The sequence below is a fragment of the Streptomyces sp. NPDC012637 genome (genome assembly GCF_042954805.1).
Classification (GTDB): domain Bacteria; phylum Actinomycetota; class Actinomycetes; order Streptomycetales; family Streptomycetaceae; genus Streptomyces.
Map to the genome: position 1 here is coordinate 1,026,863 of NZ_JBIBDS010000001.1, position 25,492 is coordinate 1,052,354.

21 protein-coding genes are annotated in these 25,492 nt (G+C 70.1%); 8 read left to right on the forward strand and 13 right to left on the reverse strand.

The genetic code is table 11. The features are described from left to right. Positions 1-112: 112 nt before the first annotated feature. Positions 113-3,328, reverse strand: coding sequence for a cytochrome P450 (locus ACFY8W_RS04695; RefSeq protein WP_391100202.1), 3,216 nt, complete (start codon positions 3,326-3,328; stop codon positions 113-115). A 253-nt stretch (positions 3,329-3,581) separates the two neighbouring features. On the opposite strand from ACFY8W_RS04695, the gene ACFY8W_RS04700 reads away from it, so the two are divergent. Further along, positions 3,582-4,643 carry an alcohol dehydrogenase catalytic domain-containing protein gene (locus ACFY8W_RS04700; RefSeq protein ID WP_391100204.1) on the forward strand — a complete coding sequence of 354 codons (1,062 nt, stop codon included), beginning with the start codon at positions 3,582-3,584 and terminating at the stop codon, positions 4,641-4,643. A gap of 84 nt (positions 4,644-4,727) precedes the next feature. Here ACFY8W_RS04700 and ACFY8W_RS04705 read toward each other — a convergent pair whose 3' ends face one another. From ACFY8W_RS04705 to ACFY8W_RS04750, 10 genes are all read right to left on the reverse strand, one after another. Continuing rightward, on the reverse strand, positions 4,728-5,450 hold the full coding sequence (locus ACFY8W_RS04705; protein ID WP_391101715.1) for a DUF1345 domain-containing protein: 723 nt from the start codon (positions 5,448-5,450) through the stop codon (positions 4,728-4,730). 454 nt (positions 5,451-5,904) lie between these two features. Further along, the gene (locus ACFY8W_RS04710) at positions 5,905-6,717 is read right to left on the reverse strand and encodes a hypothetical protein (protein ID WP_391100206.1); all 813 of its coding nucleotides are present in this window, start codon (positions 6,715-6,717) and stop codon (positions 5,905-5,907) included. Between the two features lie 524 nt (positions 6,718-7,241). After that, positions 7,242-9,785 carry an ATP-binding protein gene (locus ACFY8W_RS04715; protein ID WP_391100208.1) on the reverse strand — a complete coding sequence of 848 codons (2,544 nt, stop codon included), beginning with the start codon at positions 9,783-9,785 and terminating at the stop codon, positions 7,242-7,244. An 81-nt stretch (positions 9,786-9,866) separates the two neighbouring features. Next, complete coding sequence (locus ACFY8W_RS04720; RefSeq protein WP_391100210.1) at positions 9,867-10,571, reverse strand: response regulator; 705 nt, start codon at positions 10,569-10,571, stop codon at positions 9,867-9,869. 104 nt (positions 10,572-10,675) lie between these two features. Further along, on the reverse strand, positions 10,676-11,359 hold the full coding sequence (locus ACFY8W_RS04725) for a potassium-transporting ATPase subunit C (RefSeq protein ID WP_391100212.1): 684 nt from the start codon (positions 11,357-11,359) through the stop codon (positions 10,676-10,678). A gap of 5 nt (positions 11,360-11,364) precedes the next feature. Beyond that, the gene (gene kdpB, locus ACFY8W_RS04730; RefSeq protein ID WP_391100214.1) at positions 11,365-13,515 is read right to left on the reverse strand and encodes a potassium-transporting ATPase subunit KdpB; all 2,151 of its coding nucleotides are present in this window, start codon (positions 13,513-13,515) and stop codon (positions 11,365-11,367) included. Then, positions 13,512-15,176, reverse strand: a complete 1,665-nt coding sequence (kdpA, locus tag ACFY8W_RS04735; protein WP_391100216.1) for a potassium-transporting ATPase subunit KdpA — start codon at positions 15,174-15,176, stop codon at positions 13,512-13,514. The genes kdpB (ACFY8W_RS04730) and kdpA overlap by 4 nt, the downstream gene beginning before the upstream one ends. A gap of 8 nt (positions 15,177-15,184) precedes the next feature. Continuing rightward, positions 15,185-15,274: a K(+)-transporting ATPase subunit F gene (kdpF, locus tag ACFY8W_RS04740; RefSeq protein ID WP_391100219.1), complete on the reverse strand. Its 90-nt coding sequence runs from the start codon at positions 15,272-15,274 to the stop codon at positions 15,185-15,187. Further along, positions 15,271-15,432, reverse strand: a complete 162-nt coding sequence (locus tag ACFY8W_RS04745) for a hypothetical protein (protein ID WP_386868788.1) — start codon at positions 15,430-15,432, stop codon at positions 15,271-15,273. Before ACFY8W_RS04745 ends, kdpF (ACFY8W_RS04740) begins: the two co-directional genes overlap by 4 nt. A gap of 74 nt (positions 15,433-15,506) precedes the next feature. Continuing rightward, entirely contained in the window at positions 15,507-15,794 is a 288-nt protein-coding gene (locus ACFY8W_RS04750; RefSeq protein ID WP_391100222.1) for a hypothetical protein, read from the reverse strand. Between the two features lie 90 nt (positions 15,795-15,884). Between ACFY8W_RS04750 and ACFY8W_RS04755 the strand changes: the two genes are divergently transcribed. Beyond that, positions 15,885-16,211: a MerR family DNA-binding transcriptional regulator gene (locus tag ACFY8W_RS04755; protein ID WP_391101717.1), complete on the forward strand. Its 327-nt coding sequence runs from the start codon at positions 15,885-15,887 to the stop codon at positions 16,209-16,211. Further along, a complete protein-coding gene (locus ACFY8W_RS04760) occupies positions 16,136-16,576 on the forward strand; it encodes a MerR family transcriptional regulator (protein WP_391100224.1) in 441 nt (146 codons plus the stop codon). Before ACFY8W_RS04755 ends, ACFY8W_RS04760 begins: the two co-directional genes overlap by 76 nt. 33 nt (positions 16,577-16,609) lie before the next feature. On the opposite strand, the gene ACFY8W_RS04765 is transcribed toward ACFY8W_RS04760, so the two are convergent. Further along, the gene (locus ACFY8W_RS04765) at positions 16,610-19,138 is read right to left on the reverse strand and encodes an ATP-binding protein (RefSeq protein WP_391100226.1); all 2,529 of its coding nucleotides are present in this window, start codon (positions 19,136-19,138) and stop codon (positions 16,610-16,612) included. Next, positions 19,135-19,224 (reverse strand): K(+)-transporting ATPase subunit F, encoded by a 90-nt coding sequence (gene kdpF / locus ACFY8W_RS04770; RefSeq protein ID WP_386868782.1) that lies wholly within the window; start codon positions 19,222-19,224, stop codon positions 19,135-19,137. Before kdpF (ACFY8W_RS04770) ends, ACFY8W_RS04765 begins: the two co-directional genes overlap by 4 nt. Positions 19,225-20,121: 897 nt before the next feature. Here kdpF (ACFY8W_RS04770) and kdpB (ACFY8W_RS04775) point away from each other — a divergent pair. The 5 genes from kdpB (ACFY8W_RS04775) (at position 20,122) to ACFY8W_RS04795 (ending at position 24,887) form a co-directional block, all read left to right on the forward strand. Further along, the gene (gene kdpB, locus ACFY8W_RS04775) at positions 20,122-22,263 is read left to right on the forward strand and encodes a potassium-transporting ATPase subunit KdpB (protein ID WP_391100228.1); all 2,142 of its coding nucleotides are present in this window, start codon (positions 20,122-20,124) and stop codon (positions 22,261-22,263) included. 271 nt (positions 22,264-22,534) lie between these two features. Beyond that, the gene (locus tag ACFY8W_RS04780) at positions 22,535-23,344 is read left to right on the forward strand and encodes an SDR family NAD(P)-dependent oxidoreductase (protein ID WP_391100230.1); all 810 of its coding nucleotides are present in this window, start codon (positions 22,535-22,537) and stop codon (positions 23,342-23,344) included. Between the two features lie 14 nt (positions 23,345-23,358). Further along, the gene (locus ACFY8W_RS04785; RefSeq protein WP_375138118.1) at positions 23,359-23,436 is read left to right on the forward strand and encodes a 50S ribosomal protein bL37; all 78 of its coding nucleotides are present in this window, start codon (positions 23,359-23,361) and stop codon (positions 23,434-23,436) included. A 62-nt stretch (positions 23,437-23,498) separates the two neighbouring features. Then, positions 23,499-24,284, forward strand: a complete 786-nt coding sequence (locus ACFY8W_RS04790; RefSeq protein ID WP_391100233.1) for a GNAT family N-acetyltransferase — start codon at positions 23,499-23,501, stop codon at positions 24,282-24,284. A gap of 54 nt (positions 24,285-24,338) precedes the next feature. After that, positions 24,339-24,887, forward strand: a complete 549-nt coding sequence (locus ACFY8W_RS04795; protein WP_391100235.1) for a hypothetical protein — start codon at positions 24,339-24,341, stop codon at positions 24,885-24,887. Positions 24,888-25,492 lie beyond the last annotated feature (605 nt).

The window sequence follows — 25,492 nt, forward strand, 5'->3', positions numbered from 1 at the left end:
CCGCGGCCTAGGGGGCACCTCCCCGGCCCTCCGGAACCGTGGGCCTGACCCCCCGCCCCGGGGGGGGGGGGCCCCCCGGCCGGGCCCCCCCACCACCGTTTCTGCGTGAGGATCAGCCGGCCCAGACGTCCTCGACGTAGCGTCCGGACCCGACGAGCGCGGCGAGCCAGGCCACGGCCCGCTCGTCACTCTCACCGGTCCGTTCGCGGTAGATCGCCATGAACGCCTCCCGTACGGCAGGGGCCATGCGACGGCCGTCGCCGCAGATGTAGACGCGCCCACCGGCTTCCAGGACCGACCACACCTCCTCGCTCTCGCGGGCGATGCGCTCCTGGACGAAACGGGCGCCGTTCTCGGGCGCGTGCATGAAGGTGGGCCGCATGCTGACGGCGCCGTCCGCCTCGGCCGCCTCGAACTCCTCCCGGTGCAGGAAGTCCACGTCGGGGTGGTCGCAGCCGAAGTAGCAGAGCAGGGTGCCGGTCGAGCCCGTGTGGTGGCGGTCCAGGACGGCTCCGCGGAAGGGAGCGAGGCCGGTGCCCGCGCTGACCAGGATCACCGGTACGGAGGTGTCCTCGGGGAGGCGGAAGGACTCGCTGCACGGCAGGACCCGGGCCTGGATCACGTCACCCGCGTTCACGGTCTGCAGGAAGTGCGAGGCGATGCCCCGGAAGGTGCCCTCGCCCGACCGGTGGGGCGCTGCGAGCAGCGACACCATCAGGTCGGCCTCGCCGGGCCGGGCCGCGGCGGACGACGAGATCGAGTAGTGCCGGGGACGCAGAACCGGCAGCAGCTCCAGGAAGCGCTCGAAGGGCAGTTCGCACGCCCGGTAGCGCTCCAGTAGGTCCAGGACGCTGAGCCCCGCGCCGGTCACCTGCTCCCGGAAGGTCTCGGGATCGGCGGTGGCGAGGGCGGTGAGCGGCTGCTTCTCGGGCGGGCATTCGGTGTGCTCGGCGAGCACGGCGACCTGCTCCTGGGTGGCCGCGTCCTGGAGCTCGACGAAGTCGGTGAGCAGGCGGCGCAGGGTCAGCGGCCGGTCGACGGGCAGGGCGCTCCGACTCCGGCGGCGGGCGCGCAGCCGGACGGTGCGGTCCAGGTCGAGGCCGAAGCGGTCGGCGACGCGCTGGACGAGGTCCTCGGGGTTGCTGGGCAGGACGGCGAGGTGGTCGGCGGTGCGGTAGGTGACGCCCTCGGGCAGCCGGAGCCTCAGGAACCGCTTGGAGCGGCCCAGCTCGTGGTCGGTGTCGACGAGTTCGTACGCTTCGAGGACCTCCATCGGCTGGACGCCGTGGCGCTCGGCGAGACCACCGAGGACCGACTCCGAGGTGTCCTCCAGCTCGTACAGTCCCTCCCCGTCCGCCACGGGTGCGGGGGCGGCCGCTTCACCGGCGACCGCGTCGCCGTACTCCTCCAGGAGCGCCTTCCACAGGTCTTCCGTCCACTGGTCGACCGCTCCGCCGAAGTCGCCGGAGGCGTCGGCGCTGCCTCGCTCCAGGAGCGGGACGGCGCCGGCGGCGGTCAGACGCTCGTCGATCAGGGTGGGGATCCGCTGGTAGGTGGCGGCCCAGTTGCGGTCGCCGACACCGAGGACGGCGTAGCGCAGCCCGGTGAGCGAGCCGGGGGCGAGGTTCTCCAGGGAGGCGACGAACTCGGCGGCGTCGTCCGTCGGGCGGCCGTTGTAGGAGGCGGCGACGATGACGACGGGACCCTTGGAGCCGGCCAGCCTCTCCGTGTACGCGTCGAGGGGGGCGACGGTCGGGGCGAAGCCGTGCTCCTCGCCGTCCGTGCCGAGGTCGCGGGCGATGCCGGCGCAGGTGCCGAGGTTGGAGCCGTGGAGCAGCGTCAGCGCGGTCCCGCTCGCCCGGCGCGTCACGGCCGCGGCCCGGCCCGCGGCGGCGTCCACCGCCGCGGCGACGGGCAGGCGCCGTTCGTCGCTGGTGCGGCGGGCGAGCCTCAGGCTGAACCCGTCAGGCTTGATCGTCAGCGTCGACTTGATCTTCATCTGGTAGTCGGTGTGGTCGATCAGGCGGTAGCGGTGCACCAGCAGGCCGAGCAGCAGGGTGGCCTCGTGCAGCGCGAACTGACGTCCGATGCAGGCCCGTTCGCCGTTGCCGAACGGCTTGAAGGCGTGGACCGAGCGGGCCGCCTCCCGCTCGGGAGTGAAGCGCTCGGGGTCGAACAGCTCGACGTTCTCCCCCCAGGCCGCGTCGCGGTGCAGGGCCGAGGCGATCACCATCAGCGACTCGCCCTTGCGCACGGGGTACTTGCCGCCGATGACGGTGTCCTCGATCGGCTCGACGGCGTACGCGGGCGCCGTCGGCCACAGCCGCAGGCTCTCGTTGAGCACCTGGCGGATGTAGGTGAGCTTGCCGATGTCGCCGTACTGGGGGTCCGGGGACTCGGTGTCGCCCCACAGAGCGTCCACCTCGGCCTGGGCCCGGGCGAGGACCTCCGGATGCTTGGTCAGGTAATACAGGGCGAAGGAGAGCGCGCTGCTGGTGGTCTCGTGGCCGGCGATCAGGAAGGTGATCACCTGGTGCCGGATGTTGACGTCGTCCAGCGGCTCGCCGGTGACGGGGTCCTTCGTGTGCAGCATCAGCCCCATCAGATCGTCCGTGCTGGTGTCGCCGGAGGCGCGGCGCTCCCTGATCACGTCGTCGACGAGGTCCGTCATCAGGTCGATGTCCGCGCGGAACTGCTCGACCTTCTTCCTCTTGAACAGCTCGGAGCCCGGGATGGACTCGCCCTTCTCCTGGGCGAAGACGAGGGCCCGGGACATCGCCTCGACGAACGGGTGCAGGTCGTCGCGGCGGAAGGACTGGAAGTCGTAGCCGAAGCCGCACAGGCCGATCGTGTCGAAGGTCAGCCGGGTCATCTCGTCGGGCACGTCCACCGACTGCACCCCGGCCAGCCGGTCCCACTTGCCGATCAGCGACCGGGCGACCTGAAGCATGGGGGCGTGGTAGCTGCGCATCGAGCCGAGAGAGAACGCGGGCATCAGGATGTCGTGGGCCTTGCGCCAGTTCGGCTCGTGATTGTAGGCGGTGAACAGACCGTCCCCGGCCAGGGCCCGGATCTCGACCAGGTCGGCGTGGACGTGCTTGCGGAAGCGGGTCTCGTCCGACAGCTCGGTCACGAGGTCCAGACCGCCGACCATGACGGTGTCCCTCCCGAAGAGCCGCAGCCGGTACACGGGCCCGAATTCCCTGAACTCCTTCAGCAGGTAGGCCAGGAAGTCCGCGCCCGCCGGAACGTTGAACGCGTGGCCTACGAGGGGCAGCGGGGGGCGCTCGGGGATCGCCCGCGCCGCGCCTACGGACACCTGAGTCATGAGCGTGCCTTTCGTTGCACTCCAGCAGTCACCAGCCAACATACACGCGACTTTGTCGAGTGAACATGTCGGATGACTGTACTGAACGACACAGTCGCAGGACGGAACTCGGAGCATGCCGCGAACGTCCGGCGGGAGCGGCTTGACAGACGACCTCGTCAATAGACACGGTTAGACGACATGGTCAGTCGACCATGTCGAGCGCCTGAGCTACGCACGCGCTTCCTCCACCGAACAACATCGAGGTCTCCGCATGAACACCATGCTGGCCGGGCGGCTGCGCCTGGACACCCGTACCTTCGCCGTCGAAGAGGTCCCGATCCCGGTCCCCGGCCCGGGCGAGATCCTCGTGGAGGTGCGGGCCGCCGGCGTCTGCCTGTCCGACATCCATCTGATCGACGGCAGCCTGAGCCCCTTCTTCCCCACCGACGCCGTCACGAAGGCGGGCGCCGTCACCCTCGGCCACGAGGTCGCCGGAGTCGTCCACACCCTCGGCCCGGACGTGAAGGGCGACTGGACGCCCGGACAGCGCGTGGTCCTCCAGGCCGGCGAAGCGTGCGGCGACTGCGGCGGCTGCCTGCGCCGCACGCTGTGCCACCGCCCCCTCACCCGCGGCCTGGACTACGACGGCGGCTGGGCGCAGTACGCGATCGCCCGCGAGGGCACGCTGCTCCCCATCCCGGACGACCTGCCCTTCGACCAGGCCGCGATCATCCCCGACGCGGTCTCCACCCCGTACGCCGCGATCGTGGGCACCGGCGCGGTCCGCCCCGCCCAGTCGGTCGGCATCTGGGGCGCGGGCGGCCTCGGCGCCCACGCCGTGCGGCTCGCCCGGATGGTCGGCGCGGCCCCGATCCTCGCGATCGACCCGCTGCCCTCGGCCCGCGAACGGGCCCTCCTCTTCGGCGCGGACGTCGCCCTCGACCCCCTCGCCCCGGACTTCGCGGAGGCGGTGCGGGAGGCGACGGCCGGGCGCGGTCTCGACGTCGCGTTCGACTTCGCCGGCGTGGGCGCCGCCCGCGCCCAGGCCGCGTCGGTCCTCGGCCCCTTCGGTTCGCTCGTCCTCGCCGGACTCACCCCGGAGCCGGTCGCGATCGCCGACAGCATCGGATTCTGCTTCAACGTCAACCAGGTCCGCGGCCACTACGGCTCCGAGCCGGAGCACGTGGAACAGCTCGTCGGCCTGGCCGCCGCCGGACGGATCGACCTCGGCCCCTCCGTCAGCGCCCACGTCCCGCTGGCGGAAGCCGCGGAGGCCGTCGCCCGGCTGGAGAAGAAGATCGGAGACCCGATCCGCCTCGTTCTCACTCCCTGAGCGGCATGGGGCGGTGGCAGCTCGCTCCGCACGCACGGACGAACCGCCACCGCCCCACCGTCGCCCGGAGACCGGCGGAACCCGTCAGCCTCCCTGCCCACCGTCCAGCGCCGCGACCATGCCGGCCACGATCACCGTGTTGAAGACGAACGCGATGGTCGCGTTGGCCGCCACCGTCCGGCGCATCTCCCGCGACATCACCGTGACGTCCGTCGTCCCGAACGTCGTCATGACCGACAGGGCGAAGTACACGTAGTCGGCCCAAGCCGCCGTCTCCCCACCCGGGAAGTCCAGCGCCGCCTCGTCCTCCACGAGGTTGTCGGCATGGAACGCGACCGCGAAGGCGACCAGAACGCAGATCCAGGCGACGACGACGAGACCGAGCGCCATCAGAACCCGCGCGCCCGCCGGGAAGGCGGAACCCAGATGCCCGGGACGCCACAACGCCGAGACCACGAGCGCCGCCGACGCGATGAGGACCGACACCCCGGGCCCCGGCGCGGTCCCCAGAAGGTAGCGCTGCAACACCGTCCCACGCTCCTCCCTCCTGGCCCAGAAGCGGATCCGTTCCGGCGGCGCGGCCGAAAAGGCTCTCAGCGTGACCACCAGGTAGCAGATCAGGTAGGCGAACAGTGCCACCACGCCCAGATCGGCACTGGAGGCGGACACGGACCCCGGCGCGAGAACCCCCAGCAGGCCGAGGAGCACGGCGACACAGGCCCCGAAGACCGTACTCACCGCGGACCGGCGGCGCTCGGAGAGCCATGAATGCACCGGCCGCGCCTCCTCTCGAACGTCCCCTCGCATGCGACGACAACCGCCCGGCCCCGCAAAGGAATCTGGAACAGAACGTGATCGTACGAAAGGGCGGCCATCCAAGGCCGCCGTCCACCGAACGACGCGCTGGTGGCGTGCACTCGCTCCCCGCCCCGCCGTGCTTCCCCCTCCTCCGGACGCGTTCGCCGTCCATCCGCGTAAGCAGGTGCCGGGAACAACCGAGTGTCGGCCATCGCCAACGCAGGTTCCACACTCCGGTCACGAAAGACCGGTCCTGAGACTCGTAAGAAACCGGGAATCAGGCCGCCTCCCAGAGGCCGGCGTCGAGGATCCGGGCGGCCTTGATGGTGCTGCCGGGCATCGCCCATCCACTCTGCGACGTCGGTGATGGGGACGCCGTTGCCGAGGGCGTTGGAGGCGAAGTAGTGCCGGAAGCCGTACATCCCGACGCCTTGCTCTGGCGGGAGGTTCTCGAAGAGTCGCTTCACGCGCCGCCGCTCCATCGGCTCCGTGTAGCAGTCACCGGGACCTCGCAGCAGGTATCCATCTCCTGTGGTGCCGTACTTCTCCGCGTAGCGCTCGATCGCCTCATGGACCGATCGGGGCAGAGGTACCCGTTGTTGACGTTCACCGCCCGCGCCTCGCCATTCCGGAGCCCGCAACCCGCCATCATCGCGATCTCCAGCGCAAGGTCCGTATCGGCAACCGCCAACGCCCGCTTCACATAAGCGAGCGACGGAATGGCCACCTGCTCACGCACGTACTCCGGCTCCTGGGCCCCCTTCACCGGATCGTCCACCATCGCCCCTTTGTCGTACGCGTCGCGCAAGATGGCCTTGAGGATCCGGAAGATGTTCACCTGGTTTCCCCGGCCCACCCCGCCGCTCTCCATCTCGTCCAGGAACCGCTCGACCACCATCGGGGTGACCGAGTTCAGCTTCCGCGATCCCAGGCGCGGGACGATGTGCACGTTGAGCGAGCTGTCGACGTGCTCTCCCGTGGAGTAGTCCGTCATCCTGCGCTGCCGGGGCCGCCACTGCTTCGCGTACTCCCCCACCGTCAGCTGACCCAGCTCACGCCGGGCCGCCGCCACCGAAGGCGCCGTGGTCTTCTTCTCCGCATAGAGCTGCGTGAGGCGTTCGATCGCGTCGTCCTGCGTGCCGTATCCGGACTCCTCGCGCTGCTTCCCGAGGGCGTCCCGAAAGCGGATCGAGTACGGGTGAGGGCAGCGGGTGGGCTTGGAGCAGTCGCAGTCCTTGAAGAAGGACCCCAGGCCGCGGGCGAGCTGTCGGGCCATGTACGCACATCCGTTCCAGCCCAAGATTCGTGCTCAGGCGCCTCGCTGTCGGTCGTAGGTCAGCAAGCGGGGACGCGTCCGGGACGCATGCTGACCGTTTGCTGACCTGGGGGGGCACATGATGCCCCTGACCTGCGGCGACGCCAAATAGTCAGATCTTGGACTTGAACATGGTGCGTATCACTGAGGCACTCCTGGACATAGGCTCCCTGCCTGCGTTTTTGCAGGTCAAGGGCTGTTTCCTCACCCTACAACGAGTCGCAAGTCCGGGCAGCTGTCCCCAGGTCTTTCAGGACTCATCTGACCACTTGCCGACTTCCCTGACGCATCGCCAGTCAGCGCCGGGGGGCTTCACCCGCCCCTCAGGACTGAGCACGACGACTTCACAAGCCTACGCAGCTCCCGCCCACGAGCCCCCGTGATCACCGTCACCCCGATGGACCGGCGACGGCGTCCGGTCCTGCCGGCTTCGGACCTGCCTCGGTGCAGGCCCGAACATCCTCTTCGTGCGGCCTGCCGAGCGGTCACGTCGTCCCGGTCGTCGCGTCGGGGCGGAAGGGCGGGGCGCCGTCCTCCATGCGGAGACCGATGGTCATCGTCAGGCCGCCGCCGGGGGTGTCCTCCGCCGTGACCGTGCCGCCCATGGCCTCGACGAAGCCGCGGGCGACCGCGAGACCGAGGCCGACTCCGGCGCCGCGCGGGGCGTCGCCGTAGCGCTGGAAGGCGCCGAAGATGCGCTCCTTGGCCTCGTCAGGGACGCCGGGGCCGCGGTCGACGACGCGGAGTTCGACGCGGTCGGCGAGGGCACTGGCGGCGACGAGGACCGGTGTGCCGGCGGGGCTGTACTTCACCGCGTTCTCGACGATGTTGGCGACGGCCCGCTCCAGCAGGCCGCGGTCGACGACGACCATGGGCAGCGTCTCGGGAATGTCGAGCTCGACGCTGTCGTCAGGCACTCCGACGAGGGCCATCGGGACGACCTCGTCCAGGTCGGTCTGCCGGAGTACGGCGATGACGGTGCCGGTCTCCAGGCGCGAGACGTCCAGGAGGTTGCCTACGAGGTGGTCGAGCCGGTCGGCTCCCTCCTCGACGTTGGCGAGGAGTTCGGCGCGGTCCTCGTCCGACCATTCGACGTCGTCGGAGCGCAGGGAGGAGACGGAGGCCTTGATGCCGGCGAGTGGGGTACGCAGGTCGTGGCTGACGGCCGCGAGCAGGGACGTGCGGATCTTGTTGCCCTCGGCCAGTCTGCGGGCCTCCTCCGCCTCGTCGACCAGGCGCTGCCGGTCGAGCACGACCGCCGCCTGGGCGGCGAACGCCCCGAGAACGCGCCGGTCCTCGCCCGGCAGCACGCGGCCGGTCAGGGCGAGTGCCAGGTGGTCGCCGACCGGCATGTCGACGTCCGCGTCCTTGGGGCGGCCGACCTGGCGGCCGGGGCCCACGACGGCGACGCACGTCCACGGCTCGGTGTCGTCATGGCGTTCCAGGAGCGCGACGGACTCCATGGCGAAGGTCTCCCGAAGGCGTTCGAGCAAGGCATCCAGGCTGGTCTCTCCGCGGAGCACGCTGCCTGCGAGGAAGGAGAGCGTCTCCGCCTCCGCCCGCAGGCGGGCGGCCTGATGGGTGCGACGGGCAGCCACGTCGACGACGGACGCTACGGAGATCGCCACGCCCACGAAGATCAACAGGGCGACCACGTTCTTCGGGTCGGCGATCGTGAGTTCGTGGACAGGAGGAGTGAAGTAGTAGTTGAGCAGCAGCGATCCGACGGCGGCGGAGGCGAGGGCCGGCTTGAGGCCGCCGAGCAGGGCGGCCGCGACAGTGAGGGTGAGGAAGAGCAGGACGTCGTTCGCGAGGCCCACGTCGGGGAGGGCACCGCTGAGCAGCAGGGTGAGCAGGACGGGCCCCACGAGGCCGACCAGCCAACCCCAGATGGTGCGGGAACGTCCCAGCTTCGCGCGGCGCGCGACGGGCAGGCCCCGGCCTTTCGCCGCCTCGTCGTGAGTGACGATATGGACGTCGAGGTCGGGACCCGACTCGCGAGCAACAGTGGCGCTGACCCCAGGGCTGAAGGCGTACTGCCACGAGCGGCGACGACTGACACCCAGGACGATCTGGGTGGCGTTGACCCCGCGCGCGAACTCCAGGAGCCCCGTGGAGATGTCGTCGCCGATGACGTGGTGGAACGTCCCGCCGAGGTCCTCGACCAGGGTCCGCTGAACCGCCAGTTCCTTCGGGGACGCCGCCGTGAGGCCGTCGCTGCGGGAGATGTAGACGGCGAGGACCTCGCCTCCCGCGCCCTTCTCGGCGAGCCGGGCGGCCCGGCGGATGAGCGTGCGGCCCTCGGGGCCGCCGGTCAGGCCCACCACGATCCGTTCCCGGGAGCCCCAGATCTTCGAGACCCGGTGTTCGGTCCGGTACTCCTGGAGGTACTCGTCGACCCGGTCCGCCGTCCACAGCAGCGCGAGCTCACGCAGGGCGGTCAGGTTGCCGGGGCGGAAGTAGTTGGACAGGGCCGCGTCGACCTTGTCCGGCTTGTAGACGTTCCCATGCGCCATGCGCCGGCGCAGCGCCTGGGGCGACATGTCGACCAGCTCGATCTGGTCGGCACGGCGCACCACCTCGTCCGGAACGGTCTCCCGCTGCCGTACCCCCGTGATCGACTCGACGACGTCGCCGAGCGACTCCAGGTGCTGGATGTTGACCGTGGATATGACGTCGATGCCGGCCGCGAGCAACTCCTCGACGTCCTGCCACCGCTTGGCGTTCCGTGCCCCAGGGATGTTGGTGTGGGCCAGCTCGTCCACGAGCGCGACGGCGGGCTTGCGGGCGAGGACCGCGTCCACGTCCATCTCGGTGAACACGGTGTGCCGGTACTCGATCTTCCTGCGCGGCATCGTCTCCAGGCCGTGCAGCATCACCTCCGTACGCGGCCGGTGGTGGTGCTCGACGAAGGCGACGACGCAGTCGGTGCCGCGCTCCACCCGCCGGTGTGCCTCCGAGAGCATCGAGTACGTCTTGCCGACGCCCGGTGCCGCGCCGAGGTAGATACGAAGCTTTCCGCGTCCCATGGTGTCGTTTCTCGTCGATGTCGGGCGGAGCGTGTCAGGGCAGAGCCCGTGGGGTGAGTGGGCAGGGGTGCGTGGGCGGGGTCACGCCTCGAAGCGGTACCCCATGCCAGGCTCGGTGATCAGATAGCGGGGGTGTGACGGGTCCGCCTCCAATTTGCGGCGCAGCTGCGCCATGTAGACCCTCAGGTAGTTGGTCTTGGTGCTGTAGCTCGGCCCCCACACCTCCTTGAGGAGACGTTGCTGGCTGATGAGGATGCCGGGGTTGCAGATGAGGATCTCCAGCAGATGCCACTCGGTCGGGGTCAGCCTGACGTCGCGGTCACCGCGCCGTACCTTCTTCCCCACGAGGTCGACGGTGAAGTCGTCGGTCGTGACCACGGCGCCGGCCGCCGCTCCAGCACCCGGCTGCACATGCGCGGGCGACTCCTCGATCCGGCGGGTGGCCGCCCTCAGCCGGGCGAGGAGCTCGTCCATGCTGAACGGCTTGGTCATGTAGTCGTCCGCGCCCGCGTCCAGCGCGCGGATCTTGTCCTCGGACCCGCTGCGGGCGGACAGCACGAGCACCGGACTCCGGTTCCAGCCTCGCAGCGCCCGTATGACGTCGATGCCGTCCATGTCCGGCAGTCCGAGGTCCAGCAGGATCACGTCCGGTTGCTCGCTGGCCGCGAGCCGGAGCGCGGTGGCGGCGTCGTAGGCCGCGTCCACGTCGTACTTGCGTGCTTTGAGGTTGATCGTCAGCGCACGCGCGAGCTGCGCGTCGTCCTCGACGACCAGGACGCGGGTCATCGGCGTACTGCCTTTCGTTGTGAGCATGGCGTCGGATGCGTGTCGGGAGCCGGCAGCCGGGGCGGTCCCGGACTGCCGGCTCCCAAGTGTCGGACCTAAGGCCATCAGCCCTTGGCCGCCACAAGGTTCTTCAGCGCGATGTTGAGCTGGAGGACGTTGACGCGCGGCTCACCGATGAAGCCGAGGATGCGGTCGTCGGTGTGGTCGGCTACCAGCTTCTCGACCTGCTTGACGTCGAGACCGTTCTTCTCCGCGACCCGGTGGACCTGGAGCTTCGCGTACTCGGGCGAGATGTGCGGGTCCAAGCCGGAGCCGGAAGAGGTGACCGCGTCGGCGGGGACGTCGGACGGCTTCACCTTGTAGTCGGCGGTGGAGTTGTCCTTGACGACAGCCGCCTTGGCGTCTGTCACCCACTTGATCAGGTCGGCGTTGTCACCCGAACGGTTCGTGGCGCCGGACAGGATGATCAAGTACTGGGTGTTGACGCTGTTGCTGCCGAGGCCGTTCGAGGGGCGAGGCTGAAACCACTTCAGGTCCGGGACCACGGCCTCCTCCGCGTCGTCCGGGTTCTTCTTCGGCAGGTTGTAGGTCTGGCCGATCAGCCCGGAGCCGACGACCTTGCCGCTCGCGTCCTTGATCTCGGAGCCGTTGGCCTTGCCGGGGAAGGCCACCTGGGCGATGCCGGTAACGGCGAGGGGATAGAGCACGCCCGTCACCACGGTCAGGACGAGCAGGGCGCGGAGCCCGGCCCAGAGCAGACGCCCTGCATTTCCGACAGAGTTGTTCATGGTCGTCAGCCGATCCCGGGGATGAGGGAGATGAGCAGGTCGATGATCTTGATGCCGATGAACGGGGCGATCAGGCCGCCCAGGCCGTAGAGGCCCAGGTTGCGGCGCAGCATCGAGTCCGCGCTGGACGGCCGGTACTGCACGCCCTTCAGGGCGAGCGGGACCAGGGCGATGATGATCAGCGCGTTGAAGATGACCGCGGACAGGATCGCGGACTCGGGCGAGGCCAGGCGCATGATGTTGAGCTCGTCGAGCGACGGGTAGGCCACCGCGAACATGGCCGGGATGATCGCGAAGTACTTCGCGACGTCGTTGGCGATCGAGAAGGTGGTCAGCGCGCCTCGGGTGATGAGGAGCTGCTTGCCGATCTCGACGATCTCGATGAGCTTGGTCGGGTTGGAGTCGAGGTCGACCATGTTGCCGGCCTCCTTCGCGGCCGACGTGCCCGTGTTCATCGCGACGCCGACGTCGGCCTGCGCGAGCGCGGGCGCGTCGTTGGTGCCGTCGCCCGTCATCGCGACCAGTTTGCCGCCGGCCTGATCCCGCTTGATGAGGGCCATCTTGTCCTCGGGCGTGGCCTCGGCGAGGAAGTCGTCGACGCCGGCCTCTTCGGCGATGGCCTTGGCGGTCAGCGGGTTGTCACCCGTGATCATGATCGTCTTGATGCCCATGCGGCGCAGCTCGTCGAACCGCTCGCGCATGCCCTCCTTGACGACGTCCTTCAGGTGGATGACGCCGAGGACGCGCGCGCCCTTGTCGTCCTCCACAGCCACCAGCAGCGGCGTGCCACCAGCCTGGGAAATGGCGTCGGTGAGTTCCTGGGCATCCTTCGCGACCTCGCCACCACGTTCCTTCACCCAGGTCACGACCGAACCGGTCGCGCCCTTGCGGACCTTGCGGCCGTCGACGTCGACGCCGGACATCCGGGTCTGGGCGGTGAACTCGATCCACTCGGCATGGGCGAGTTCGCCCTGGTGGCGCTCGCGCAGCCCGTACTTCTCCTTGGCGAGGACCACGATCGAGCGGCCCTCGGGCGTCTCGTCGGCCAGCGAGGAGAGCTGCGCGGCGTCGGCGACCTCGGCCTCGGTGGTGCCCTTGACCGGAACGAACTCCGACGCCTGGCGGTTGCCCAGGGTGATCGTGCCGGTCTTGTCCAGGAGCAGGGTCGAGACGTCGCCGGCGGCCTCGACGGCGCGGCCGGACATGGCGAGGACGTTGCGCTGGACCAGCCGGTCCATGCCGGCGATGCCGATCGCGGAGAGAAGCGCGCCGATCGTCGTCGGGATCAGGCAGACCAGCAACGCCGTGAGGACGATCATCGAGGTCTGCGCGTCGGCCCCGGCGTAGATCGCGAAGGGCTTGAGCGTGACCACGGCCAGCAGGAAGACGATGGTGAGGGACGCCAGCAGGATGTTGAGGGCGATCTCGTTGGGCGTCTTCTGCCGGGCGGCGCCCTCGACCAGGTTGATCATCCGGTCGATGAAGGTCTCGCCGGGCTTCGTCGTGATCTTGATGACGATCCGGTCGGACAACACCTTCGTACCGCCGGTGACAGCCGAACGGTCGCCGCCGGACTCACGGATCACCGGGGCCGACTCGCCCGTGATGGCGGACTCGTCGACGCTCGCGACGCCCTCGACGACGTCGCCGTCGCCGGGGATGACGTCGCCGGCCTCGCAGACCACCAGGTCGCCGATCCTGAGGTCGGTGCCGGGCACCTGCTCCTCTCCGATGCCGTCCTTGGTGAGGCGGCGGGCGACGGTGTCGGTCTTGGCCTTGCGCAGGGTGTCGGCCTGCGCCTTGCCGCGGCCCTCGGCGACCGCCTCCGCAAGGTTGGCGAAGATCGTCGTCAGCCAGAGCCAGGCGGTGATCGCCCAGCCGAACCAGTCGCCCGGGTTCTTGACCGCGAGCGCGGTGGTGACCACCGAGCCGACGAGCACCACGAACATCACGGGGGACTTGACCATCACCCGGGGGTCGAGCTTCTTGATGGCGTCCGGGAAGGACTTCACCAGCTGCTTCGGGTCGAACAGACCGCCGCCGACGCGGCCGGGAGCCTGGTGTCCGGCTGACAGGTCGCCGTGCGGCGCCTTGGTCGCCGTGGAGGTAGACGGCTGGTTCACAGCGTCCTCTTGCTTCTTTACGTCGATGGTCATGCCGCGAGCCCTTCGGCGAGCGGTCCCAGCGCGAGGGCCGGGAAGTAGGTGAGACCCGTGATGATCATGATCGTGCCGACCAGCAGGCCGGTGAACAGCGGCTTCTCGGTCCGCAGGGTGCCCGCGGTCTCGGGTACGGGCGTCTGCTCGGCGAGCGAGCCGGCGAGCGCGAGGACGAACACCATGGGCAGGAACCGGCCGAGCAGCATCGCGATGCCGATCGTCGAGTTGAACCACTGGGTGTCGGCGTTCAGACCGGCGAACGCGGAGCCGTTGTTGTTGGCGCCCGACGTGTACGCGTAGAGGATCTCGGAGAAGCCGTGCGCGCCGGAGTTCGTCATCGAGTTGGCCGGGGTGTCCAGGACGAACGACGCCGCCGTGAAGCAGAGCACGAGTGCCGGGGTGATCAGGATGTACAGCGCGGCGAACTTGATCTCGCGGGTGCCGATCTTCTTGCCCAGGTACTCGGGCGTGCGGCCGACCATCAGGCCGGCGATGAACACCGCGATGATCGCCATGATCAGCATGCCGTACAGCCCGGAGCCGACGCCGCCGGGCGCGATCTCGCCGAGCTGCATGCCCAGGAGGTTGATGCCGCCGCCGAAGCCGGTGTTGGAGGAGTGGAAGGAGTTCACGGCGCCGGTCGACGTCAGCGTGGTGGCCACCGAGAAGATCGCCGAGGCCCCGATGCCGAACCGGGTCTCCTTGCCCTCCATCGCACCACCCGCGATGTCGAAGGCCGGGCCCTTGCCCGCGAACTCGGTCCACATCATCAGGCCCGTGAAGACGAGCCAGATGGTGGCCATCGTCGCCAGGATCGCGTAGCCCTGCCTGACCGAGCCGACCATGCGGCCGAAGGTGCGGGTCAGCGCGAACGGGATGACGAGGATCAGGTAGATCTCGAAGAGGTTGGAGAGCCCGTTGGGGTTCTCGAAGGGGTGGGCCGAGTTGGCGTTGAAGTAGCCGCCGCCGTTCGTGCCCAGCTCCTTGATGACCTCCTGCGAGGCCACCGCCCCGCCGTTCCACTGCTGCGTACCGCCCGTGAACTGCCCGACCTCGTGGATGCCGGAGAAGTTCTGGATCGCACCGCAGGCGACCAGGACGAGCGCGCCGATCACCGAGATCGGCAGCAGGATCCGGACGACGCCGCGCACCAGGTCGGACCAGAAGTTGCCCAGCTCACCGGAACGCGAGCGGGCGAAGCCCCGCACCAGCGCGACCGCTACCGCCATGCCGACCGCCGCGGAGACGAAGTTCTGCACCGCGAGCCCGCCGGTCTGCACGACGTGGCCCATGGCCTGCTCGCCGTAGTACGACTGCCAGTTCGTGTTCGCCACGAACGAAGCGGCGGTGTTGAACGCCTGGTCCGGGTCGATCGACACGAAGCCGAGCGAGCCGGGCAGCGAACCCTGGAGCCGCTGCAGCAGGTAGAGGAAGAGGACGCTCACCGCGGAGAAGGCCAGCACACCGCGCAGATACGCAGGCCAGCGCATCTCGACGTTCGGGTTGGCACCGATCGCCTTGTAGATCCACTTTTCGGGCCGGTAGTGCTTCTCCGAGGAGTACACCTTGGCCATGTAGTCACCCAGCGGCCGGTACGAGAGACCGAGAGCGACGACGAGGGCGAGGAGCTGGAGGATTCCAGCCAGGACGGGACTCATATCCGTACTCAGAACCTCTCCGGCTTGACGAGGGCGAGGACGAGATAGACCAGCAGGCCGGTGGCGACCAGCAGACCGACGATGTTCTCGACAGTCACAGCTTCGCCACCCCCTTGGCGACGAAAGCCACCAGCGCGAAGATCGCGACCGTGGTGACGACGAAGGCCACGTCGGCCATCGTGAGCTCCCGAATGTGTGTGGATGAGATGAGCGGTCCGAACGGACCTGTTAGAGGAAAGCTCATTTCAGCCAGCACGCCGTCGGCGTTGACGCCCTCCTAACGTGCACTGCGGTCGTCTTTACACATCCCGTACGCGCCCTCGTCCTGGATCAGTCGTCTTCCCCGCCGGCCTGCCCCTTCAGCAGTCGGTTCAGCTCGTTCCCGGCGGCCTCGTACCCGGCGTCCGAGATCCGTTGCAGCGCGCGCAGGTCGCCCGCCGCGGCCGCGCGTCGCGTGAGCAGGAGCCCGGCCCGCATGGATCCCTCGTCCAGCAGCTCGCTCAGCTCCTCCAGGTCGCCGTCGGCGTCGGCCAGGTCGGCCAGCCTGTCCAGAGCCGTCTCGTTGCCCTCGTCAGCCAGCGCCCGCAGGGTCTCCCGATCGAAGTTCGTGTTCGTCATGACGCCAGGGTCCAACCCTGCCCCTGGGGAAAGGTCAAATGGGACCATGGCCGCGTGATCACCATCGGGCAGCTGGCCAGGTACGTCGGAGTGTCGACGAAGACGATTCGCGTCTATCACGACAAAGGGCTGCTCGCCGAGCCCGACCGCGACGCATCCGGATACCGGCGGTACAGGGCTACTGACGCGATCGAGCTGATCAAGATCCGCGCGCTCGCGGAAGCCGGAGTCCCCTTGGCCCGTATTACCTCAGAGCGGCGGCAGATGAGGACTTCCAGCAGGCGCTGCGTGAGATCGACGACGAGCTCACCGCCCGCATCCGTGGCCTGCGGGCGAACCAGGTGCGCTTGCGACGGCTTGCGGCGGGGGAACTGTCGCCCCTGCCCGCCGAGGTCGTCGCCTTTCTGGAGCGGCTGACCAGCTGGGGATTCACCTCCCGCTGGGTGGACCTGCAACGTGACCTGTGGATCCTTGTGTTCGCCACCCATCCGGACCAGGCGATCACGCTCTTCGAGGACCAGAGCGAGATCGTGTCCGCCCCAGCGCGGCGGCAGCTCTTCCTCGACTACGACCACGCGCACGACCTCGATCCCGACGACCCTCGCCTCGTCGACCTCGCCCGTCGGATCGTCGAGGAGACCCGGGCACGCTACGGACGCGACGCGGTGCCCGAGCTGGACACGGCCTCCGAGATCCCCGCCCTCATCCAGGGCACGGTCAACGCCGAGTCGCCGGCGTGGCGGCGTCTCGACACGCTGATCCGCACACGCCTGAACGAATGACCTGGCCTGACGGAGACACCCAGGTCGGCTCGCTCACCTGGCCGCCTTCGTAGCTCCCCCGGCACCACTCGCCTCCAGCGGTGCGCAGGGCAGGCTGAGGACCATGGTCAGGCCGCCGCCTGGGGTGTCCTCGGGCGTGAGTGTGCCGCCCATGGCCTCGGTCAAGCCTCGGGAGAGCGCGAGGCCGAGGCCGACGCCCGTGGTGTTGTCGGTGTCGCCGAGGCGCTGGAAGGGCTCGAAGGCCCGTTCATGGGCGTCTGCGGGCAGACCGGGGCCGCGGTCGACGATCCGCAGCTCAACCCGGCCGGCCAGGGTGCTGGCGGTGATCAGGACCGGGTGCTCGGGCGAGGCGAAGCGGGTGGCGTTGGCGACCAGGTTGGCGACGACCCGTTCGAGGAGGGGCGGGTCGGCGAGGACCTCGGGAGTGTCCTCCAGGGCGCCGAGCGTCGGCGGCCGGGAGCCGGGCGGCAGGGTGTCGAGAGCCGAGGGGATGACCTCCTCCAGGGCGGTGGGCCGTAGCGACAGGGAGAGCGCCCCGGCCTGGAGGCGGCTCATGTCTAGGAGGTTGTCGATGAGGTGGCCGAGCCGGGCCATGGAGGTGTCGGCGGTGTCGAGGAGTTCCCGCCGTTCCTCCTCGGTGAAGTCGACGTCGGGGCTGCGCAGCGAGGCGACGGCGGCCCAGCCGCTCGCGAGCGGCGTGCGCAGATCGTGGCTCACGGCGGCGAGGAGCGCGGTGCGCATGCGGTCCGCGGCCCGTACGGGTTCCACCTCGGCGGCGGCTTCGGCGAGCCGGTCGCGTTCGGTGGCGGCGGACACGTGCGCGGCGAACGCGGCGAGGACCCGGCGGTCGGAGGACGACAGGAGTCGGCCGCGCAGCACGAGGTGCAGGTCGTCGCCGACGGCGACGCCGGTGGTGGCCATGCCGTCGTCCGGTTCTGCCTGCCGGGCGGCGGCGAGTTCGGCCGAGTCCATGAGCTCGGCCGACGCCATCCCGAAGGCCTCCTTGGCCCGGCCGAGCAGGGCCGAGATGGCCTCCTCACCACGGACGATGGAGCCCGCGAGCGAGGACAGGGTCTCGGCCTCGGCGGTGGCGCGGGCGGCCCTGCGGGAAAGCCGTAGGGATCGGTCGACGGCCGCGGCGACCACACCCGCGACGACGGCGAAGACGACGAGGGCAAGGACGTTGTCGGGGTCCTGGAAGCTGAACTGCCCGACGGGCGGTATGAACCAGTAGTTGAGCAGCAGGGAGGCGGTGAGGGCGGCGACGAGCGCGGAGGCGACACCGCCGATGCACGCGACGCCCACCACGGTGAGGAGGAAGAGCAGCGCCTCGCTGGTGAGGTTGAGCGTGCCGCGGGCGCGGTCGAGCAGCAGGGTCAGCAGGACGGGGAGGACCAGGCCGGCGACCGGCCCGGCGACGAGCCGGGACGTCGGCAGCGTGCGCCGCCGGGAAGGCAGCAGACGGCCCCGCCCGGCCCGTTCGTGGGTGACCATGTGGACGTCGATGTCGCCGGAGAGCGCCACCGTCGTCTCGCCGATGCCGCGCCCGGTGAGGAATCGTTCCAGCCGCCCGCGCCGGCTGGTGCCGACGACGAGCTGGGTGGCGTTCTCCGCTCGGGCGAAGTCGATCAGGGCCGTGGGCACGTCCTCGCCGACGACCGTGTGGTAGCTGCCGCCCAGGTCTTCGACGAGCCGGCGCTGCCGGCCGAGGGCGGCGGCCGAGGCACCCGCGGTCAGGGCGTCGCTGCGGGCCACGTACACGGCGAGGAGTTCGCCGTGGGCGGCGGCGCGGGCCGCGATCCGGGCGGCCCGGCGGATCAGGGTCTCCCCCTCCGGCCCGCCGGTCAGCGCCACGACCACCCGCTCGCGGGTCTCCCAGACTCCGCCGATGCGGTGTTCCGAACGATAGGCGCGCAGGGCGTCGTCCACACGGTCGGCCAGCCACAGCAGGGCGAGTTCACGCAGCGCCGTGAGGTTGCCGACGCGGTAGTAGCGGGCGAGAGCGGCGTCGACCTCGCCGGGCGGGAGGATGTCGCCGTGGGCCATCCGGCGGCGCAGCGCCTCGGGCGCCATGTCTATGAGCTCGATCTGGTCCGCACCGCGCACGACCGTGTCGGGAACGGTGTCGCCGCCGGGCAGTTCGGTGATGCGCTCGACGGCGTCGCTGAGCGATTCCAGGTGCTGGACGTCCAACGTGGTGACGACGTCCACGCCGGCGGCGAGAAGTTCGGCCACGTCCTGCCAGCGCCGTTCGTTGCGGCAGCCGGGGGCGTGGGCGAGGTCGTCGACGAGCACGACCTCCGGGCGGCGGCTCAGCACCGCGTCCAGGTCGAGCTCCCGACCCTGGGGCGGGGTCCGTTCGAGCCCCTCGAGCAGGGTCTCGGTGTACGGCCTTCCGTGGCACTCCACGAGCCCGGCGACCACGTCCGTACCCCGCGCCGCCCTGCGGCGGCCCTCGTCGAGCATGCGGCAGGTCTTGCCCGCGCCACGGGCGGCCCCGAGGTAGACCTTGAGCCGGCCGGTGCGACCACGAGCCGTCTCGGTGGGGTGGCGGGCGTTCAAAACTTCTCGGGCTTGACGAAGGCGGCCACCAGGTAGCCGACCAGCGCGACCGCGACGATCAGACCGACGACGTTCTCGACACTCATGTTCCAGACGGCCCCTTCGACTGCCTTGCGTTTCATCGGAGTTGCGCTCGTGCTGTGCACGCACACTCGGAGGAGACGCCTCCCGCTGGGTCCTGCACAGCCACTTTGACGGCTCTCTGGCGCGCCGGGCCGCGATGCTGTCAGGCTCTTGACGCGATCCGTACGGGCGTCGTCCGCGGCCGGCACCCGGGCGGGACAGCCGAAACGGGCCGGGGTGCCGTTCCAGGAGTGCGTGTCAGAACTCCTGGGACTCCCCGGCCCGCGGCCGGCCCGACCCGCGAACCCCTTCTGGGTCACAGGCCGAACGAGGCCCCTGGCCGGACGGCCGTCGCATGGCGTTGGGCTTCAGTCGGGGCCCCCGCCCCCTGACTGCGCCCCGTCCCGGCGCTCATGGTCACGCGCCCCCCGATCTCAACGGTCGTCCGTCCTTCCGTGCCGATCAGTCTTGACCGGACGAAGACGGCAATCGATTGCTGTGACGTGCTTCTGACGCGCCGCCCGTGGGTCCTGACACCGCTTTGCCGGACAGCACTTGCGCGGTGCAAAGAAGCCGTCAGAGGAAGCGTCTCAACCGTCAGAAGGACGTCAACGACTTCCAGCGCGGCCCGAGTCGGGGACTAAATTCGGCAACCGCCGCCCACCGCCGAGGACGTCAGTGGCTCGACCCCTCGACGAAGGCCGCTCGGTGCCGTGCCTCCCATCCGCATGCGCCGAGCGGGGCCGGCGTCCCGCCGATCGCCCCACCTCTTCAGGGCTCGGCGGGATGCCGCCCCCTCTCTCCCGTTCCTCTGTCCGCTCGTCCATCCGGCGCACCCGGGGCCTCGCCCGGTGCGTCCAGCCGATCCAGCCGCCGCCCACCGTCCCGGGCGGCGGCTCCTTCATGAAGGTCCTGGCCCCATGAATCCCGCCGCTCCAGTCCAGCAGGCGCCTTCCGTCCCGCCCGCCGCCCGCCCACCACGGCGCAGACGCCGCGTGGAGGGCGGGCTGCTCGACCCCGCCCAGATGCTCAGCTCCTTCCCCGACGCCCTGCGCAAACTGCATCCGCGGCACCTGGTCCGCAACCCTGTGCTCTTCGTCGTCGCCGTCGGATCGGTGCTCACCACCCTCTCCGCCATCGTCCACCCGTCGGTCTTCACCTGGGTCATCAGCGTCTGGCTGTGGCTGACGGTCGTCTTCGCCAACCTGGCCGAGGCGGTCGCCGAAGGGCGCGGCCGGGCCCAGGCCGAGTCGCTGCGCAAGGCCCGGACGGACACGGTGGCGCTACGGCTGAAGCACTGGCGCTACGGCACCAATCTCCACACGGCCGAGACGGAGGCCGTCGCCGCCACCGATCTGGCGATGTTCGACTTCGTGCTCGTCGAGGCGGGCGAGCTGATCCCGGCCGACGGCGACGTCGTGGACGGCGTCGCGGCGGTCGACGAGTCCGCCGTCACCGGCGAGTCCGCACCCGTGATCCGGGAGGCCGGTGGCGACCGGTCGGGCGTGACAGGCGGTACGACGGTGCTCTCGGACCGGATCGTCGTACGGGTCACCTCCCGCCCCGGCCACTCCTTCATGGACCGGATGATCGCCCTGGTCGAGGGCGCCTCACGGCAGAAGACCCCGAACGAGATAGCGCTCAACATCCTGCTCGCCGCGCTGACGACCGTCTTCGTCCTCGTCACCGTCGCCCTGCAGCCGATGGCCGCGTACGCGGGGGCCGCTCCGTCCACCACCGTGCTTGTCGCCCTGCTTGTGACCCTGATCCCGACGACGATCGGCGCGCTGCTGTCGGCGATCGGCATCGCCGGCATGGACCGTCTCGTGCAGCGCAATGTGCTCGCGATGTCGGGCCGCGCCGTCGAAGCCGCCGGCGACATCAACACCCTGCTCCTCGACAAGACGGGCACGATCACCCTGGGAAACCGGGAGGCAGCCGACTTCGTACCGCTCCCGGGAGTCGACGAGGCCAAGCTCGCGGACGCCGCCCAGCTCTCCTCCCTCGCCGACGAGACGCCCGAGGGACGCTCGGTCGTGGTGCTCGCGAGTGAGCGCTTCGGGCTGCGGGCGCCGACCGAAGGCGAGTTGTCCAACGCGCGGTTCGTGAAGTTCAGCGCGCAGACCCGGATGAGCGGCATCGACCTGCGCTGGGGCAACGGCGCCGTCTGCCACATCCGCAAGGGCGCCGCCGCGCAGGTCATCGCCTGGGTGGAGATGTACGGCGGTGCGGTGCCGTCCGAGGCACGCCTCTGGAGCGACGCGATCGCCGCCTCTGGAGGCACGCCGCTGCTGGTGGCCGTGCACGACTGGGACGGCCCCCGGGTGCTCGGCATCGTCCATCTCAAGGACGTCGTCAAGGAAGGCATCAAGGAACGGTTCGCCGAGCTGCGGCGCATGGGCATCCGCACGGTGATGATCACCGGCGACAACCCGCTGACCGCCCGCGCGATCGCCGCCGAGGCCGGCGTCGACGACTTCCTCGCCGAGGCCACCCCCGAGGACAAGCTCGCCCTCATCAAGAAGGAGCAGGAGGGCGGCAAGCTGGTGGCCATGACGGGCGACGGCACGAACGACGCCCCGGCCCTCGCCCAGGCGGACGTCGGCGTCGCCATGAACACCGGAACGTCGGCCGCCAAGGAAGCAGGCAACATGGTCGACCTCGACTCCAACCCGACCAAGCTCATCGAGATCATCCAAATCGGCAAGCAACTCCTCATCACGCGAGGCGCCTTGACGACCTTCTCCATCACGAACGACGTGGCGAAGTACTTCGCCATCATCCCCGCGATGTTCGCCGGCGCCTACCCCGGTCTGGAAGCGCTCAACATCATGGGCCTGCACAGCCCCACCTCGGCGATCACCTCCGCCATCATCTTCAACGCCCTGATCATCGTGGCGCTCATTCCGCTCGCGCTGCGCGGCGTCCGCTACACGCCGGCGTCCGCGCACGACCTGCTGCGCCGCAATCTGCTGCTGTACGGCCTCGGTGGCCTGGTCCTTCCGTTCGTCGGCATCAAGGCCATCGACCTGCTCGTGTCGACGATCCCGGGCCTCGGGTGAACACACGTCAGGGGAGCATCAGAGAATGCCGTTGGCCTTGCCCGGGGACGCGGCCAGGGATTGGATGAGAAGCGTGAACAGCGCGTGGCTCCTGCTCGACCGGCCGCCTCATCAGGCGTCGCCGAGTCGCACGCCCCGCTGCCGTCCGGGCGCGTCCGCCCTGCGCTGACGCCTGCCCGCGCCCACGTCACAGGGGCGCCGTGACCGTCGTAACCGGTCACGGCGCCCCTCTTCTCGTACCTCATCGGCATCAACCATCCCTGGACGAACCATGTCTTCTTCTTCCCTGTCCGGACGCACCGTGCTCGTCACCGGCGCCACCTCCGGCATCGGCCACCAGACCGCCCGGCTGCTCGCCGAGCGCGGTGCGACCGTGCTCGTGCACGGCAGGACCGCCGAGGAGGCGCACGCGGCCGTCGACCGGCTCGTCACGCTCTCCGACGTGTCCGCCGAGCGCGTGTGCGCGTTCGGCGCGGACTTCTCCCGCCTGGAGGAGGTCGAGCAGTTCGCCGCACGGGTCCGCGCCGAACACCCGCACCTGGACGTCCTGGTGAACAATGCGGGCATGGCGGCGCCCGAGCGGCACACCGTCACCGTCGACGGCAACGAGATCGCCTTCCAGGTCAACTTCCTGGCGCACTACCTCCTGACCAACCTCCTGGAGCCGGCCCTGACCTCGGAGCCGGGCGGCCGGGTGGTCAACGTGTCCTCGTCACTGCACCGGTCCGGCTCCATCCAGTGGGCCGACCCCAACCGGGCCCGTCGCTACTCCCGGCTGGCCGCCTACGCCCAGTCGCAGCTGGCCCTGACGGTCTTCGCCGCCGACCCGCGTGTCACCGCCGTCTCCGTCCACCCCGGCATCTGCACCACCAGCCTGCTGCCGCTGTACGCCCACGAGGGCGTGTCGCCGGCCGAGGGCGCCGCCCATGTCGTACGGCTCTGCGACCCGGCCGTCGAGATCGTCAACGGCGCCTACTACGACCGCGACCAGCGCGTCGCCCCCGCGCCGGCCGCCACCGAGGAGCGCACGGTCAAGCGCCTCAACAAGCTCGCCGACGTGCTCGTCGGCCACACCGCCTGAAGGAGCGACCCACGATGTCGAAGCGCGCCCGCAAGAAGAAGGACCGCCGCAAGAAGAAGGCCAACCACGGCCGCAAGGCCGGCCAGCGCTGACCCCGACCGGGGCGGCCCGTCCCCGGGCGGGCCGCCCCGTGTCTATACCGGAGGTTCCCCCCGTGATCCCACACCCCGCCCACCAACCGCCCGCCTGCGCGCGCGTGTTCCCCGTCGGCACACCTGGCACCGCCGCCCTCGCCGAGCACGTCCTCGCCACCGGCCACGGCACCTGGTGGACCGACCGCGCCGAACACCCCCGCGCCATCGCCGTCACGTCCGGCGACCACGCCCTCCTCGCCGGCGACCCCACCGCCCTCACCCCGGCCGAGCTCACCCCACTGGCCGGTCGTTGCGTCGAAGCCTCCGACCACTTCCTGCCGGTCCTCGGTGCCGCCTTCGACCGCCTGCGCCCCTGGGACCGCATGCTCTACGTGCAACAGGCGGCAGGTACTCCGCCGCGCGTGCCGCGCGGGGTGACGGTACGGCGGCTCCATGCCGAGGACGGTCCGGCACTCGCCGCGATGGCCCCCTCCATGAGCTGGATCCACGCCACGTGGGGCGGTCCCGAGGTCCTCGCCGCCTCCGGGCAGGGCTGGGCCGCCTTCCGCAAGGGCCGCGTACTGGCGCTGGCCTGCACACGCTTCACCGGAAGCCGGTACGAGGACGTCGCCTGTGCCACCGACCTCTCCGAGCGACGACAGCACCTCGCCCTCGCCTGCGTCCAGGGCCTGACCCACGACATCTCCGCCCGGGGCAGGACCGCCACCTGGAGCTGCTCCCGCGACAACCGGGCGAGCCGCCTGTTGGCCTGGACCGCCAAATTCCGCCTCGTCCGCGAGTACGTGCACCACACGACTGGGCCCGTGACCGTCAGGAGCCCGACAATTCTGCGGGCGGCTGCGTAAGGACGGCGTAGGAGCTCGATGATCTGGCGGGACTGTGCGCCTAGCGTGAGCGCCATGAAGATGCCCCGTCGCATCGCCCGACCCGTACCGGGCGTCCCCGGCGATGTCCTTTCCGACGTGGGATGGCCGGGAGAGGCCCGGACCGCCGTCGGATGCGCCGTCATGCTGCTGTTGATGTCGCTGATCGCCGACGCCGGTACGCACGGCCTGGCCGTCCTCCGCACCGCGGCATTCATCACTCTCGCGTCGGTATTGCTGGTGATCCTGCTGCCCGCGCGGGTCACCGCAGCATCGGACCTGCTGATCATCCAGGGCCTCTGGGTGGCGAGGACGGTCCGCATCGACCGGCTCTCGTGCGTCGCCTGGCCGTCCGGGGGCACTTCGCATCGCGTGATCCTGAGAGATGCGGAGGGCGGCCGAGTCGAGGTCGACCTACGGGTTCTGTCCGCCAATCCGGCGATCTGGCTCCGGCTCGAGGCCGGCGCCCGAGCCTCCGTGCGGCGCGGCACGCTGAGCCGCGACACCAGCGATCTCGCTCGGCTCTCCCTCTACATCCACGCCGAGACGGCGCGATCGGTCCTCAAGGCGTCAGGGCTGGGATAGATCCGTTTGCCCTGCAAGCGCGAGGGCGGCCAGGCCCGCCAGGTCGACCGCGACCAGTCGGGCCTCCGGCGACGCCGGCACGACGCCGGGGGCAGGCGTCAGAAGAAAGATCCCTTGGCAGCGCCCCTGAGCGACGGCTTACAGCTCGGTCTGCCCGTCCGGCCATCCCTGCCGGTCATGTCCCAGATCCATCCTTCGACCCGCAGCGAGCCGTCGGGTTCCAGCCTGGGTAGCCGATCGGCGGCGGACTCCGCGCCGGGCTCGAAGTGGCAGTCGCGCAAGTCGAGGAGCGCGATGAGGTCCTCCCGGATCCGCTCGACGAGCTCGTCAGCCGAGCATCCGCCCGACCGGACGTACGCAGCACGCGCTCAAGAGCCCTCGTGATCACCGTCACCCTCACAGAGCAGCGACGCCCGATCCGCGCGTGCACGAGGACTCGCCACCGCAGGAGCCCACGGAAAACGGCGCGGCAACTTGGCAGCGAATCCCGGCCCAGCGAAACCGGCGCTCGTCATGACCATGGCCTTGGCCCGCCCCGTGACTCTACGGAGGCTTCACCGCTCCACCTCGCCGCAGATGTGGTCGAACGCAGCCACCGCTTCCAC

What these genes read in the sequence shown, in the direction of transcription:
- ACFY8W_RS04695 (WP_391100202.1), bottom strand. Translation starts at nt 3,328, where the DNA reads ATGACTCAGGTGTCCGTAGGCGCGGCGCGGGCGATCCCCGAGCGCCCC.
- ACFY8W_RS04700 (WP_391100204.1), top strand. Translation starts at nt 3,582, where the DNA reads ATGAACACCATGCTGGCCGGGCGGCTGCGCCTGGACACCCGTACCTTC.
- ACFY8W_RS04705 (WP_391101715.1), bottom strand. Translation starts at nt 5,450, where the DNA reads ATGCGAGGGGACGTTCGAGAGGAGGCGCGGCCGGTGCATTCATGGCTC.
- ACFY8W_RS04710 (WP_391100206.1), bottom strand. Translation starts at nt 6,717, where the DNA reads ATGGCCCGACAGCTCGCCCGCGGCCTGGGGTCCTTCTTCAAGGACTGC.
- ACFY8W_RS04715 (WP_391100208.1), bottom strand. Translation starts at nt 9,785, where the DNA reads ATGGGACGCGGAAAGCTTCGTATCTACCTCGGCGCGGCACCGGGCGTC.
- ACFY8W_RS04720 (WP_391100210.1), bottom strand. Translation starts at nt 10,571, where the DNA reads ATGACCCGCGTCCTGGTCGTCGAGGACGACGCGCAGCTCGCGCGTGCG.
- ACFY8W_RS04725 (WP_391100212.1), bottom strand. Translation starts at nt 11,359, where the DNA reads ATGAACAACTCTGTCGGAAATGCAGGGCGTCTGCTCTGGGCCGGGCTC.
- kdpB (WP_391100214.1), bottom strand. Translation starts at nt 13,515, where the DNA reads ATGACCATCGACGTAAAGAAGCAAGAGGACGCTGTGAACCAGCCGTCT.
- kdpA (WP_391100216.1), bottom strand. Translation starts at nt 15,176, where the DNA reads ATGAGTCCCGTCCTGGCTGGAATCCTCCAGCTCCTCGCCCTCGTCGTC.
- ACFY8W_RS04750 (WP_391100222.1), bottom strand. Translation starts at nt 15,794, where the DNA reads ATGACGAACACGAACTTCGATCGGGAGACCCTGCGGGCGCTGGCTGAC.
- kdpF (WP_386868782.1), bottom strand. Translation starts at nt 19,224, where the DNA reads ATGAGTGTCGAGAACGTCGTCGGTCTGATCGTCGCGGTCGCGCTGGTC.
- kdpB (WP_391100228.1), top strand. Translation starts at nt 20,122, where the DNA reads ATGAATCCCGCCGCTCCAGTCCAGCAGGCGCCTTCCGTCCCGCCCGCC.
- ACFY8W_RS04780 (WP_391100230.1), top strand. Translation starts at nt 22,535, where the DNA reads ATGTCTTCTTCTTCCCTGTCCGGACGCACCGTGCTCGTCACCGGCGCC.
- ACFY8W_RS04785 (WP_375138118.1), top strand. Translation starts at nt 23,359, where the DNA reads ATGTCGAAGCGCGCCCGCAAGAAGAAGGACCGCCGCAAGAAGAAGGCC.
- ACFY8W_RS04795 (WP_391100235.1), top strand. Translation starts at nt 24,339, where the DNA reads ATGAAGATGCCCCGTCGCATCGCCCGACCCGTACCGGGCGTCCCCGGC.